This is a genomic window from Frigoribacterium sp. CF331 (genome assembly GCF_057787905.1).
The window spans coordinates 1,951,396-1,964,537 of the sequence record NZ_CM173545.1 but is presented as its reverse complement, the minus strand read 5'-3'; the positions used below and the strand labels follow the sequence as shown (position 1 = coordinate 1,964,537).

Sequence of the window (13,142 nt, the reverse complement as noted above, 5' to 3'; positions counted from 1 at the left end):
CGGCGGGGCCGCCCCTACGCCTCGCGGGTGATCTCGACGGTGACGAAGAGCTCGCTGTTGGACGAGCCGGCGTAGACCCCGCGCAGCGGCGGCACGTCGCGGTAGTCGCGGCCCTGGCCGACGACGACGTGTCGTTCGCCGATGTCGATCAGGTTGGTCGGGTCGTAGCCGTGCCAGGTGCCGCAGAAGAACTCGACCCAGGCGTGGGACTCGCCCGTGACCGTCTCGCGCAGCTCGGCCGAGGGCTTCGGGTGCAGGTAGCCGCTGACGTAGCGCGCCGGGATGCCCGCCGCGCGCAGTGCGCCCACGGTGACGTGGGCGATGTCCTGGCAGACGCCGGCCCGGGCGGCCCACGACTCGGCGGCCGTGGTCTTCACGTTGGTGACGCCCGGCAGGTACCGCACCGCGCCTCCCACGGTCTCGCAGATCGCCATCGCGGCGGCGCACGGGTCGGTGTGCGCCGCGCGGGCGTCGGTGCCGACCGCCGCGAGGTCGGCGGGAGGCGCGGTGAGGGGCGTCTGCTCGAGGTGCTCGACGAACGAGGTGCTGGCCCCCGCCACCGACGCGAGGTCGGCCCACGAGATCGTCTCGGCCGGATGCGCCTGCGGACGGACCTCGACGAGCGAGGTCGCCGTCAGCGAGAGCTGCCGGTGCGGCAGCAGCACCTCGAACGACGACACCCGGGTGCCCCAGTAGTCGACGTACTCGTGCGAGGCGGCGACCGGCTCGATGCGCAGGTGCGACGAGAGGACGAACTGGCCCTCGGTGTGCGCGGGCAGCATGCGGGCCTCGTTGTAGCTCGCGACGGCCTCGCCCTGGTACGAGAACCCGGTCACGTGCCGGATGCGCAGCCGGCTCACGACCGCTCACCCACCCAGGTCGGAGCCGCGCTCGTCGGGAAGTACCGCTGCCGGATCGCCTCGGACGCGGCGCTCGTGGCGGCCTGCACGGTGTCCATCTGGCCCGGCAAGTCGTCGAGGATCTCGCCGATCGGCCGGAACTCGAGCTCGCTGCGCATCTGCCCGAGGATGCGCACACCGCTGTCGGACGCGGCGACCCGGTGGGTCGTCGGCTCGACCTCGCGCAGGCACGACTCGGCCCGGCTGATCGCGAAGAGCACGCTGCGGGGGAAGAGCCGGTCCAGCAGCAGGAACTCGGCGGCGTTGCGGGCGCTCGGCACGCCCCGGTAGGTGCGCAGGTAGGCCTCGTAGGCGCCGCACGACCGCAGGATCGTCGTCCACGACGGGCCCGACGCCTCGGTCAGCGTGCGGGTGGCGAGCAGGCGTGCGGTCATGTCGGCCCGCTCGATCGACCGGCCGAGGGTGAAGAACTGCCACACCTCGTCGCGGCTCGTCGCGCTCTCGATGATGCCGACGGCGAGCGCGCTCCGTTCGCGCACCCAGGCGAAGAACTCGTGCACCTTGTCGTCCGCGACCTTGCGGGGCATGCGGGCGCGCGTCGTGTTGAGGCACTCCCAGAGCTCGGTCGAGACGATCTCGCGGGCCCGGCGCGCGTTCTCGCGGGCGGCACCCAGCGAGTAGGCGATCGAGGCCGGGTTGTGCCGGTCGACGGCCAGCATCGACAGCACGTCTCCGCGGGCCAGGTCGCCCTCGGGGGCGTCGCTGCCCATCACGGCGAGCAGGCTGCGGCAGGCGACGTCCTCCTCGATCCACGGGTCCTCGAGCAGCAGCTGCAGGTGGACGTCGAGGATGCGCGCCGTGCCGTCCGACCGCTCGATGTACCGGCCGATCCAGAACAGGCTCTCGGCGATGCGGCTCAGCATGATGGCCCTTCGGTCGGGGTGGCTGCGTGGTCGTCGGGCGGGGACGCAGGAGGCGCGGGGCGTCCTCGCGACCCCGGCCGCGCCTCCTTCGCCTGTTGCTGTTGTGCCTGCTGGTCGTTGCGCGGGTCGTCCTGGGGTGCGTGGTCGGGGCTGTGGTCCGCCGCCGCGGCGGCGGCCTCGGCGACCTGCTCGGGCGTGATCACCGGGATCGACTGGGTCGGGGTGGTCTGCTCGGCGATGAGCGCGCTGACGTCGTGCCCGGCCCAGGCGTTGACGTCGCCGCCGACGATCCAGGTGTCCTTCGAGCCACCGCCCTGGCTGCTGTTGACCACGAGCTGCCCCTCGGGCAACGCGACCCGGGTGAGGCCGCCGGGCAGCACCCAGACGTCGTCGCCGTCGTGCACAGCGAACGGACGCAGGTCGGCGTGCCGGGGGCGCAGGCCGTCGTGGACCAGGGTGGGGATCGTGCTGAGCTGCACCACGGGCTGGGCGATCCAGCCGCGGGGGTCGCGCTGCAGCTGCGTGCGCAGGTCGTCGAGCTCGCGTCGACTGGCGGCGGGCCCGACCACGAGGCCCTTGCCCCCCGAGCCGTCGACCGGCTTGACCACGAGCTCGTCGAGCCGGTCGAGCACCTCGTCGAGGGCGCCGGGGTCCTCGAGCCGCCAGGTGCGCACGTTCGGCAGCAGCGCCTCCTCGCCCAGGTAGTAGCGGATCAGCTCGGGCAGGTACGTGTAGACGAGCTTGTCGTCGGCGACGCCGTTGCCGACCGCGTTCGCGATGGTCACCGTCCCGAGGCGCGCGGCCATCAGCAGGCCGGGCGAGCCGAGCACCGAGTCCGCCCGGAACTGCAGCGGGTCGAGGAACTCGTCGTCGACCCGGCGGTAGATCACGTCGACGCGCTCGGGCCCGCCGGTGGTCCTCATGAAGACGCGGCCGCCCGAGCAGTAGAGGTCGCGGCCCTCGACCAGCTCGACGCCCATGAGACGGGCCAGCAGGGTGTGCTCGTAGTACGCCGAGTTGAAGACACCCGGCGTCAGCACCACGACCGTCGGCTCGTCGACGCCCGACGGCGCGCTCTTCTTGAGCGCGGCGAGCAGGCGGTTCGGGTAGTCGCCCACCGGGCGCACCCGCATCGAGACGAACAGCTCGGGCAGCGTCTGCGCCATGACCCGGCGGTTCGAGATGACGTAGCTCACGCCGCTCGGGACGCGGACGTTGTCCTCGAGCACCCGCCAGGCCCCGGCCTCGTCGCGGATCAGGTCGATGCCGCTGACCTGGATGCGCACGCCGTTGGCGGGGTCGATGCCGCTCGCCTGCCGGTGGAAGTGGCTCGAGCTCGTGATCAGGCTCGCGGGGATGACCCCGTCGGCGATCGCCGTCTGCGGGCCGTAGACGTCGGCGAGGAACGCCTCGAGCGCCTTGACGCGCTGCTTGACGCCCCGCTCGACGGTGGTCCACTCGGCGTGCTCGACGACGCGGGGCACGGCGTCGAGCGGGAAGGGGCGCTCCTCGCCGGCGAAGTCGAAGGTGACGCCCTGCGCCAGGTACGAGTCGGCCAGGGCGGCGGTCCGGCCGCGCAGGTCGTCCTGCGTCATGCCCTCGAGGGTGGCGTGGATGTCGTGGTACGCCCGGCGGGGCGTGCCGTCGGGCTCGAACATCTCGTCCCACGCCGTGGCGGTCGGACGCGACCCGGCCGGCCGGGCCGCGGCACCCGTGGTGGTCGCGTATCCCTCGAAGAGCTCACCCATGGCTCGACGCTAGCCAGGGGGTGTTGCCGGGGTGTTTCGGTCGTGCGGCGAGGGCGTGACGCCCGAGCGCCGACAGGACGGATGCGAACGCCGCAAGCGCAAGACCCGACCGATTTGTAACAGAGAACTCCCAGGAGGAATAGCGTCACCGGCGAACGACAAGAACGTCCCACCGGGAGGACCACCACATGCGCTTCAAGTACCTCGTCATCGCTCTCATCGCGTTCCTCGCGTACACCTACGGCGCCAAGGCCGGAAAGGGCCGCTACAAGGAGATCAGCAACTTCTTCGGCTCGTTCTGGAACGACCCCAAGGTCAAGAAGGCGCGTGCCCAGGCCAAGAAGGACGTCACGAAGGCCCGCAAGGCCGCCGTGAAGAAGGCTCGCAAGGCCTCGCACTAGTCCTCCCCGCCACGGAGACCGAAGGAACGACCTTCCTGAGGACTCCGACCGTGCGGCCGTGATCACAGACCCCGCTGGCACGCACCCGACCGTCTCAGCAGCAACAGCGCAACCCGCGCACCCAACGAAAAGGAACACATCATGGGCTTCCTCGCCTTCATCCTCCTCGGCCTCATCGCCGGCGCCATCGCCAAGCTCATCCTCCCCGGCCGTCAGGGCGGCGGCTGGATCGCCACCCTGATCCTCGGCGTCATCGGCGCCCTCATCGGCGGTTGGATCGGCGGCGCCGTGTTCAACGTCGGCTACGACGGCTTCTTCAGCATCCAGAGCTGGATCATCGCCATCCTCGGCGCGCTCGTCGTCCTCGTCATCTGGGGCTTCATCACCGGCCGCAAGGGCAGCCGCGCGTAAGCAGCTCCCCGCACCAGGCAGAACGGGCCGTCCCCTCGGGGGCGGCCCGTTCCGTCGTTCGCGGGACGGGTCGCCCCGGAGACGAGAGCGGGTGCGGGTGCGGGTGCGGGTGCGGGTGCGGGTGCGGGTGCGAGACTCGGGGCATGTGGACGCAGAACCGGCCCGACCCCGATCTCGAGGTGCCGGAGGCGGTGGTCAGGGCCGCAGGCGGCGACACGATCACCGCGGTCTGGCGCAACGAGGCCGGCGGCACGACCTACCGTCTGGGCGACGGCCCGTCCCGACGCTTCGCGAAGTGGGCACCCCACGGCAGCGGACTCGACCTGCACGGTGGGGAGATGCGGCTGCGCTGGGTGGTCGAGTTCACCCCCGCCCCCCGCGTGCTCGAGATCGGCGGGGACGACGTGGGCGAATGCCTCGTGACGGCGGGCCTCCCGGGGCGCAGCGCCGTCGACCTGCTCTGGGCCGCCGAGCCGGCGATCGCCGTGCGCGAGGCGGGACGGGGGCTGAGGCGGCTGCACGACGCCTTGCCGGTCGACGAGTGCCCCTTCAGCTGGTCGGTCGACGACCGGATCGCGACCAGCGCGAAGGCCCGCACCGCGCCTCCCGGGCTGGGTGACCCTCCGCCGATCGACCGGCTCGTCGTCTGCCACGGCGACCCGTGCGTGCCCAACACCATGATCGGCGACGACGGCCTCTGGTCGGGGCACGTCGACTTCGACGCCCTCGGCGTCGCGGACCGTTGGGCCGACCTCGCCGTCGCCACGATGAGCCTCGGCTGGAACTACGGGCCCGGCCACGAGCAGGCCTTCCTCGACGCGTACGGCGTCGCCGACGACCCCGTCCGCACCGAGTACTACCGGGCGCTCTGGGCCGCGACCTGAGCCGGGGCGCGCCGCACCAGCTGCCCCGAGCCGGGCACCACGCCACGTTCTGGACACCGCGCCACGATTAAACCTGGCGCGGTGACCAGAACGTGGCGTCATGAAGCGCCCGGGTCGTCCAAGATGGTGCGGTGACCGACATCGAGACCACACGACGACACGACGGCAGCCGCGACGACATCAGCGGCGCCGTCGACGGCAGCCTGCGTCAGGACGTCAGCTACCTCGGCAGCCTGCTCGGCCGGGTGCTGCGCGAGTCCGGCGGCGACGAGCTCTACCGGGCCGTCGAGGACGTCCGCGCGGCCGTCATCGCCGCCTACGAGGGGGCCGACGGCGCGAGCCTCGACGACGCCCAGCGCCTCGTCGACGCGCTCGACCAGGGCCTGGCCGAGCAGGTCGCCCGTGCCTTCACCTGCTACTTCCACCTCAGCAACCTCGCCGAAGAGCACCACCGGGTGCGGGTCCTGCGCCGCCGTGGCAGCGAGGCCAGCGGTGCCGGCGACTCGGTCTCGGCCACGCTGCGCCAGCTGACCGAGGAGGTCGGGGCGGACGAGGCCTCGAAGCGACTCGACGCGTTGCGCTTCCACCCCGTCCTCACGGCCCACCCGACCGAGGCCCGTCGTCGTGCGGTCGCGTCGAGCATCCGGCGCATCAGCGACCTCATGACCGACCGCGACCGGCTCGAGAACGACGTCGCCGTGGCCGAGGCCGAGCGCCGGTTGCTCGAGGAGGTCGACACGCTCTGGCGCACCTCGCCGATCCGCACCACGCGGCCGACCCCGCTCGACGAGGTGCGGACGGCCATGAGCATCTTCGACCAGACGTTGTTCGAGATCGTGCCGCAGGTCTACCGCCTGCTCGACGACCGGCTGCTCGGCGAGGCCGCCGGCCGCGAGCCCGCCGTGGCCCCGGCCTTCATGCGCCTCGGCACCTGGATCGGCGGCGACCGTGACGGCAACCCGCACGTCACCGCCGAGGTCACGCGCGCCGCCGCCGACATCGCCGCCGAGCACGTCCTGCTCGGCCTGCACCGGGCGACCACCCGCATCGGCGGCACCCTCACGCTCGACGAGGCCGAGACGCCGGCCTCCGACGACCTGGTGGCCCTCGCGGAGGCGCAGCGCCGGATGGACGCGGACGTCGCGTCCCGCATCGGCGTGCGCTCGCCCCACGAGCTGCACCGCCGCGTGCTGATGTTCGTCGCCGCGCGCATCGACGCCACCCGCCGCGAAGGTGCCGCGCTCGCCTACGGCCACCCCGACGAACTGCTCGCCGACCTGCGCGTCGTCCAGCGGTCGCTGCGGGCCGCGGGCGCCCACCGCAGCGCCAACGGCGACCTGCAGGGCCTGGTCTGGCAGGTCGAGACCTTCGGCTTCCACCTCGCCGAGCTCGAGGTGCGCCAGCACTCGCAGGTGCACCGCACGGCCCTGGGCGAACTGCGCGCCGCCGACCCGGTCGCGGGCGCGTCGCACGAGGCGGGTGCGGCGCAGGCGACCGACGGGGCGCAGGCGACCGACGGCGACGTCGAGACCGACGCCGCGCCTCCTGCCCGGTCCGAGATGACCGACGAGGTGCTCGCGGTGTTCCGCACCGTCGCCGACCTGCAGAAGCGCTACGGCGTGCGGGCCGCGTCGCGCTACATCGTGTCGTTCACGCAGTCGTCGGCCGACCTCGCGAACGTCTACGAGCTGGCCGAGCGCGCGATGGGCGACGAGCCGGCCCCCGTGCTCGACGTGATCCCGCTGTTCGAGACGTTCGCCGACCTCGAGGCCAGCACGCGCATCCTCGACGAGGCGCTTCGGACCGAGGCCGTCCAGAAGCGGCTCGAGGCGACGGGCCGTCGCCTCGAGGTGATGCTCGGCTACTCGGACTCGTCCAAGGACGTCGGGCCCGTCTCGGCCACGTTCGCCCTCTACGCGGCGCAGGCGCGCATCGCCGACTGGGCCGCCGAGAACGACATCGAGCTGACCCTCTTCCACGGCCGCGGCGGAGCCCTCGGGCGCGGCGGAGGACCGGCGAACGAGGCCGTGCTGGCCCAGCCGCCGGCCTCGGTCGACGGCCGCTTCAAGATCACCGAGCAGGGCGAGGTCATCTTCGCCCAGTACGGCAACAAGACGATCGCCGCCCGGCACGTCGAGCAGATGGCCGCCGCGACGCTGCTGGCCTCGAGCCCGTCGAACGAGCAGGCGAACGCGACCGCCGCGGACCGGTTCGCCGACGTCGCCGAGACCATGGACGTGGCGTCGCGCGAGGCGTTCTTCGGCCTGGTGAAGGCCGACGGCTTCGCGTCGTGGTTCGCCGCCGTCACCCCGATGGAGGAGGTCGGCCTGCTCGCGCTCGGCTCGCGCCCGGCGCGACGGGGCCTGTCGGTCGAGTCGCTCGAAGACCTCAGGGCGATCCCGTGGGTGTTCGCCTGGACCCAGGCCCGCATCAACCTGGCCGGCTGGTACGGCCTCGGCTCGGCCCTGGAGGCGGTCGGCGACCTCGACCGGCTGCGTGAGGCGTACGCGACCTGGCCGCTGTTCTCGGCGATGATCAAGAACGTCGAGATGTCGCTCGCCAAGACCGACGAGCACATCGCCCGCGAGTACCTGGCCCTGGCCGACCGCGACGACCTCGCCGGCCGCGTCCTCGACGAGATGGCCCGCACCCGCTCGTGGGTGCTCGCGGTCAGCGGCCACGACGAGGTGCTCGACGGGCGCCCGGTGCTGAGCCGTGCCGTCCGACTGCGCTCGCCCTACGTCGACGCCCTCTCGCTGCTGCAGCTGCGCGCCCTCCGGGCCATCCGCCGCGCCGGCGGCGGTGACCCGGCGGACGCCGACCACCGCCTCCTGCTGCTCAGCGTCAACGGCATCGCCGCCGGACTGCAGAACACCGGCTGAGCCGCGGGGCCCGACCGCAGGAGGCGCGGGCCGGTCTCGAGGACCGGCTCGCGCCTCCTGCGTTCCCGGCCCGCGGTGTCGCCGGGCCCGCGGTCTCGCCGGTCAGGCGAGCAGCTGCTCGCTGAGGGCCCAGAGGCGGTCGGACTGCTCGGGGTCGAGGGCGTAGTCCTTGACGCCGCGGCCGGGCGCGTCGTCGCGGAAGGGCTCGGCCTCGGCGACGTCCTCGAAGTACCGCGCGCCCACGCCCTCGACGAGCGGGTGGACGGCCGCGAAGACCGACGTCGCGGCCCCCTGCTGCGTCGACTTGAAGGCCGGGTTGGGCGTGCCCTCTTCGTCGATCCAGCCCCGGTCGAGCATCTCCTGCTTCGGCAGGTGGCGCTGCAGGGGCGTGATGATGCCACCAGGGTGCACGGCGTTGGCGAGCACGCCGTCGTCGGCCCAGCGCTGGGTCACGCCGACCGCGAAGAGCGAGTTCGCCGTCTTCGACTGCCCGTAGGCCGCCCACGGGTCGTACTCACGGCGCTCGAACATGACGTCGTCGAACACGACCGGCGAGCGGTGGTGGCCCGTCGAGCTGAGCGACACCAGGCGCGAGGGCGTGCCCGAGGCCTGGGCACCGGCGACGAGGGCGTCGCGCAGGGCGTTCGCGAGCGCGAAGTGGCCCAGGTGGTTGTTGCTGAACTGGAGCTCCCAGCCCTCGGGCGTGCGGGTCTCGGGCGTGGCCATGACGCCGGCGTTGTCGATCAGCACGTCGAGCGGACCCTGCCACGCGTCGGCGAAGGCCTGGAGGGTGTCGCGCTTCTCGAGGTCGAGGATCGCGGCGCGGACGGAGCCCGGGCCGACGGCGGAGCCCGTGCCGCCGCCCGCGCCCGTGCTGGCGCGGATGTCGGCGACGGCCTGTTCACCCTGCTCGGGGCGGCGGACGGCGAGGGTGACGTCGGCGCCGGCGGCCACGAGGGACCGGGCGGTCTCGATGCCGATGCCGGACGCGGCGCCGGTCACGACGATGCGCGTGCCGGTCAGGTCGAGGCCGTCGACGACCTCGTCCGCGGTGGTGGCGGCGCTGAAAGGAGTGGTGATGCGAGTCATGGCCTCGACGCTACGCCCGGGGGTCTCGGGTGCCTCAGGCGGCCGGGCGGTCACGGCAGGGGCAGGGGCCGGAGGCGCAGGGCGGCCCTCGGGCACAGGGCGACGGCGTCGCGGGCGGCGTCGACGAGCTCGGGCGGGACGGTGACGTCCGAACGGGAGGCGGGTGGCTGGCCGACGGCCACGGGGTGGCCCCACTCGTCTCGTTCGAGCAGTTCGGGCAGCAGCTCGGTGCAGAGTCCGCGCCCGTCGCAGAGGGTCCAGTCGACGTGCATCGACGCGGCCGCACCGCGGACCCGGCCCGACCGGCCCGGACCCGCGGCTCCGACCGGCCGCGGTGACGACGGGGTGCCCCGGCCGAGGTCGAGGGCGCTCATCGTCCCTCCCCCGGTCGGGTCGGCGTCGCCGACGGCACGCGGGGACCCGGGCCTCCGGCGAGGCACCGCCCCTCGAGGTGGTGCCGCACGTCGTCCGCGAACGCCTCCAGCGTGCTGAACACGAGTCGGGCCGTGCCGTCGGGGTGGTGGCACGACCCGCGCCCGGTGACGAGTCCGGCCAGCCGGGTCACCTCTCCGGGCAGCCACGTCGCGCGGTCGCCGCGGGCCAGCCTGCCGAGCACGTCGGCCAGCCGGGGCAGGCCGTTCAGGCACGGTCCGCACTGCCGGGCCGACTGCCCCGCCAGGTACGTCGTGATCTCGGCCGCCGCCGCGAGTCCGCACCCGTCGGCGGTCAGCGCCCAGACGATGCCCGCCCCCGGCGAGGCACCCCAGGGGTGCAGGGCCTCGCGCGTGAAGGGCAGGTCCAGGGCCCCGACCGGCAGCCACACGCCGTGGAACCCGCCGACCAGCACCGCCCGCAGCCGCGACGGGTCGACGCCGGCGGCCTCGACGATGCGGCGGAGGCTCATGGTGCCGGTGACCTCGAGGACCCGACCCGCGCCTCCCGGGGTCGCGGCCGTCGCCATCGGCGACCACCCGTCACCCCCGCTGACGGTGACCATGCGCGTGCCCGGCTCGGCGGGCGCGCCCACCGAGCGGAACCACGCGACCCCGAAGCGCGCCACGAGGGCGAGCTGGGCCAGCGTCTCGACGTTCTGCACCAGCGTCGGTCGACCGCCGACGCCGCTCGTGGTCAGCCGTGCGACCCGGTCGGACGGCACCGCGGGACGGCCCTCGACGGCGGCCACGACCGCGCTCGCCTCACCCGACAAGAAGGTGTCGGGCGCCTCGACGAGGGTCACGTCCGACGCGTCGCCCCGCTCGCGGAGCGCGGCCTCGACCACCGGCAGGAGGCGCGGGGTCGTGTAGAGGACGACCTGCGAGGCTCCCACGGTCGCCGCGGCCAGCAGCAGCCCGTCGAGCACGAGGTGCGGGGCCCGGCCGAGCAGCGTGGCGTCCTTGCGGCTGAGGGGTTCGCCCTCGGCACCGTTGCCGACGACCACCGCGCGGTGCCGCCCCCGGGCGGCCGGACCCCGGCGGCCCTGCTGCTCGGCGCGGGCGGCCGCGAGCTTGCGCCAGGTCGCGAAGTGGGCTCCGCCTCGGCCGTCGAGCCCTGCCCCCTGCAGCTCGGCGATCAGGTCGGGGCCCGCGTGGTCGAGGGGCAGCGGCCCGAACGCCTCGAGGTGCGCGGCGAGCGACGGGTCGGCGGCGGTGAAGAGCCGACGGACGCCGTTCGGGGCCGGGTGGCGGGTGCCTCCCGCCGGGGACGGCACGGGCGGTGGGGCGAGGGTGGTCATCGGGGCAGCCTCTCGACGGGGTGGGACGGCACGGGGCGTGCCACGGCAGGGGGTGTGGTCGGGGACGGGGCAGCGGATGTGGTCGGGGAACCGGCCCACGGCGTGCGTTGCGTCGGCGTCCAGCCGGTCGGGGGGACGGACCCGAGGTCGCGCGGCGTGGCCCGGGGCCGCCGCCGGGTGCCGAGCTCGACGAAGCGCGTGCTCAGCCGCCACGCGACGGATGCGACGACGGCCACGGTGCAGAGCCCGGCGAGCGCGAGGAACCACGCGTCGGTGCCGTTCGTGCCGTTGCCGATCGCGTGGGCGAGCGCCACGGGCCAGAGCAGGTAGGTGCCCCAGTGCACGGCGCGGAACACGCGGCGGCCGACGTGCCGGCGCAGCATCCCGGTCAGGGCGATCGCGATCGTCAGGTCGAGGGCGAGCGTGCCGAGTCCCTGCCAGAACGGCCGGAAGTCGCCGAAGAAGGGCACGACGGTGTCGAGCAGGGTCAGCTGCGCGTAGGGGTCGAAGAGCAGCGCCACGACGTGGACCAGCAGGAACGCGGTCGCGAACAGCGACACGTTGCGGTGCACGAGCGTCACCGAGAACCGGGGCAGGCGGGCCAGCGGTCGACCCGAGCGGGTGACGACGCCGAGCACGACGGCGGCGGTGAAGAGCACCAGGGCGGCGACGCCCGTGCCACGGCCGAGGGCCCAGAGCGCCTCGGTCACGAGCCGCTGCCCCCGTCGACCTCGGCGGGCCAGCCGCCGGTCACGACGACGCGACCCCGCGAGTCGACGAGTCGCGCGGGGGCGGCGAGCGAGGTGAGCCAGGCGACGGCGCCGAGACCGCGCACGACCGCGGCCGTGCTGAGCGTGTTCGCCCGCAGGCAGGTCGCGGCCGCCACCGTGACGCTGCGCCAGACCGGAGCCGCCGGCACGCCCCACCGCGGGTCGAGGATGTGGTGGACCGGTCGCCCGCCCGAGGTCCACCGCCGCTTCTGCGTGCTCGAGGTGGCGAGGGCGTGGCCGGGCGCGAGCTCGATCGTGGTCGCGGGGTCGGTCGGCAGGTCCTGCACGTCGACGCCCCAGCTCGACCGGCCGGCGGGGGCGGGGCCCGCCGTGGCGATGTCGCCGCCGAGCGAGACCAGCACCCCGACCCCGAGCTCGTCCGCGACGCGTCGGGCCGCGAGGTCGGCGGCGACGGCCTTGGCCGTGGCTCCGAGGTCGAGGCGGACGCCGGCGGGCACGGTCAGGACGCGCCCGTCGAGGCGGACGTCCGGCCAGGCCGGCGCACGACGGGGGCCGGGAGCGAGGGTGACCCCCTCGGCGACCGTGAGCGACGCCGGGGCCGGTGCCGCGCCTCCTGCGGGATCGGCAGTCGGCACGCCGTGTTCGTAGCCGAGCGCGACGAGGTCGGCGCCGAGGGTCGGGTCCACGTCACCGTCGGTGTCCCGGGCGGCGACGAGGGCGGCGTCGACCAGCCGGGCGAGCATCGCGCTCACCTCGACCCCGCCGACCGGCGCGGGGCCGAGCCGACTCAGCTCGGAGTCCTCGCGGAACCGGCTGCCGGCCCGCTCGACCGCCCCGGTGACCTCGTCCACGATCGCCGCGGCGTCGTCGAGGAGGCGCGGGTCGGCGACCACGAGACGGGCGTCGGTGGTCCAGAGGGTCCAGTCGCGGGTGGCGGTCGGGTCGGTGCGGAGGGGCGGGGTGGTGCGGAGGGTCGGGGTGGTGCGGCGGGTCGGGGTGGTGCGGAGGGTCGGGGTGGTGCGGGTGGGCGGGGTGGTGCGGGTGGGCGGGGTCGAGGTCGGCATGGTCACGACCCCGAGCTGCGGGCCTGCGAGCCCTGGCCGGTGCTCGGCTGGACCGGCGTCGTGACGGCACCCGAACTGCCCGAGTCGGTGCTGCCCTGGTCGGTGCTGCCCGAGTCGGTGCTGCCCGAGTCGGTGCTGTCCTGGTCGGTGCTGCCCGTGTCGGTGCTGCCCTGGTCGGTGCTGCCCTGGTCGGTGCTCGTGCCCGAGTCGGCGCTCGTGCCGGACTGGCTGCTCGACGTGTCGCCGGTCGTCGAGGCCGAGGCGTCGAGGCTGCCGGCGACGAACACGCCGACCGACGTCGCGCCGGCGATCGCGACGGCCGAGAGCCCCACCGCGGTGGTGACGGTTCGGGCGCGACGTCGTCCCGTGTCGCGGGTGGTGTCGGGGGTGCGGTCCATGGCGGCCTCCTGGTCGGTG

The 13,142-nt window shown here is 74.2% G+C and carries 13 protein-coding genes; 4 read left to right on the top strand and 9 right to left on the bottom strand.

What is annotated here, in order from left to right; translation table 11 throughout:
- Positions 1-14: 14 nt before the first annotated feature.
- The 3 genes from AC3CCI_RS09130 to AC3CCI_RS09120 are packed head-to-tail and all read right to left on the bottom strand — an operon-like array spanning position 15 to position 3,531.
- Positions 15-860, bottom strand: a complete 846-nt coding sequence (locus AC3CCI_RS09130) for a transglutaminase family protein (protein WP_488626953.1) — start codon at positions 858-860, stop codon at positions 15-17.
- On the bottom strand, positions 857-1,783 hold the full coding sequence (locus AC3CCI_RS09125; RefSeq protein WP_354595055.1) for an alpha-E domain-containing protein: 927 nt from the start codon (positions 1,781-1,783) through the stop codon (positions 857-859). Before AC3CCI_RS09125 ends, AC3CCI_RS09130 begins: the two co-directional genes overlap by 4 nt.
- The gene (locus AC3CCI_RS09120) at positions 1,777-3,531 is read right to left on the bottom strand and encodes a circularly permuted type 2 ATP-grasp protein (RefSeq protein WP_488626952.1); all 1,755 of its coding nucleotides are present in this window, start codon (positions 3,529-3,531) and stop codon (positions 1,777-1,779) included. Before AC3CCI_RS09120 ends, AC3CCI_RS09125 begins: the two co-directional genes overlap by 7 nt.
- A gap of 188 nt (positions 3,532-3,719) precedes the next feature.
- Here AC3CCI_RS09120 and AC3CCI_RS09115 point away from each other — a divergent pair, with 188 nt between their 5' ends.
- The 4 genes from AC3CCI_RS09115 to AC3CCI_RS09100 all read left to right on the top strand — a co-directional run bounded on the left by AC3CCI_RS09115 (position 3,720) and on the right by AC3CCI_RS09100 (position 8,109).
- On the top strand, positions 3,720-3,932 hold the full coding sequence (locus AC3CCI_RS09115) for a hypothetical protein (RefSeq protein ID WP_354595057.1): 213 nt from the start codon (positions 3,720-3,722) through the stop codon (positions 3,930-3,932).
- Positions 3,933-4,073: 141 nt separating this feature from the next.
- Positions 4,074-4,343, top strand: coding sequence for a GlsB/YeaQ/YmgE family stress response membrane protein (locus AC3CCI_RS09110; RefSeq protein WP_043595797.1), 270 nt, complete (start codon positions 4,074-4,076; stop codon positions 4,341-4,343).
- A gap of 143 nt (positions 4,344-4,486) precedes the next feature.
- A complete protein-coding gene (locus AC3CCI_RS09105; protein ID WP_488626951.1) occupies positions 4,487-5,227 on the top strand; it encodes a phosphotransferase in 741 nt (246 codons plus the stop codon).
- Between the two features lie 131 nt (positions 5,228-5,358).
- Positions 5,359-8,109 (top strand): phosphoenolpyruvate carboxylase, encoded by a 2,751-nt coding sequence (locus AC3CCI_RS09100; RefSeq protein ID WP_488626950.1) that lies wholly within the window; start codon positions 5,359-5,361, stop codon positions 8,107-8,109.
- 102 nt (positions 8,110-8,211) lie between these two features.
- Here AC3CCI_RS09100 and AC3CCI_RS09095 read toward each other — a convergent pair whose 3' ends face one another.
- The 6 genes from AC3CCI_RS09095 to AC3CCI_RS09070 are packed head-to-tail and all read right to left on the bottom strand — an operon-like array spanning position 8,212 to position 13,123.
- Positions 8,212-9,198 (bottom strand): SDR family NAD(P)-dependent oxidoreductase, encoded by a 987-nt coding sequence (locus tag AC3CCI_RS09095; RefSeq protein WP_488626949.1) that lies wholly within the window; start codon positions 9,196-9,198, stop codon positions 8,212-8,214.
- Positions 9,199-9,248: 50 nt separating this feature from the next.
- Positions 9,249-9,572 (bottom strand): ferredoxin, encoded by a 324-nt coding sequence (locus AC3CCI_RS09090; RefSeq protein ID WP_488626948.1) that lies wholly within the window; start codon positions 9,570-9,572, stop codon positions 9,249-9,251.
- On the bottom strand, positions 9,569-10,930 hold the full coding sequence (locus AC3CCI_RS09085; RefSeq protein ID WP_488626947.1) for an NADH-ubiquinone oxidoreductase-F iron-sulfur binding region domain-containing protein: 1,362 nt from the start codon (positions 10,928-10,930) through the stop codon (positions 9,569-9,571). The genes AC3CCI_RS09090 and AC3CCI_RS09085 overlap by 4 nt, the downstream gene beginning before the upstream one ends.
- Positions 10,927-11,640, bottom strand: a complete 714-nt coding sequence (locus tag AC3CCI_RS09080) for a ferric reductase-like transmembrane domain-containing protein (RefSeq protein WP_488626946.1) — start codon at positions 11,638-11,640, stop codon at positions 10,927-10,929. Before AC3CCI_RS09080 ends, AC3CCI_RS09085 begins: the two co-directional genes overlap by 4 nt.
- Positions 11,637-12,725: an FAD:protein FMN transferase gene (locus tag AC3CCI_RS09075; RefSeq protein WP_488626945.1), complete on the bottom strand. Its 1,089-nt coding sequence runs from the start codon at positions 12,723-12,725 to the stop codon at positions 11,637-11,639. Before AC3CCI_RS09075 ends, AC3CCI_RS09080 begins: the two co-directional genes overlap by 4 nt.
- Before the next feature lie 2 nt (positions 12,726-12,727).
- Positions 12,728-13,123 carry a hypothetical protein gene (locus AC3CCI_RS09070; RefSeq protein WP_488626944.1) on the bottom strand — a complete coding sequence of 132 codons (396 nt, stop codon included), beginning with the start codon at positions 13,121-13,123 and terminating at the stop codon, positions 12,728-12,730.
- Between the last annotated feature and the right edge of the window lie 19 nt (positions 13,124-13,142).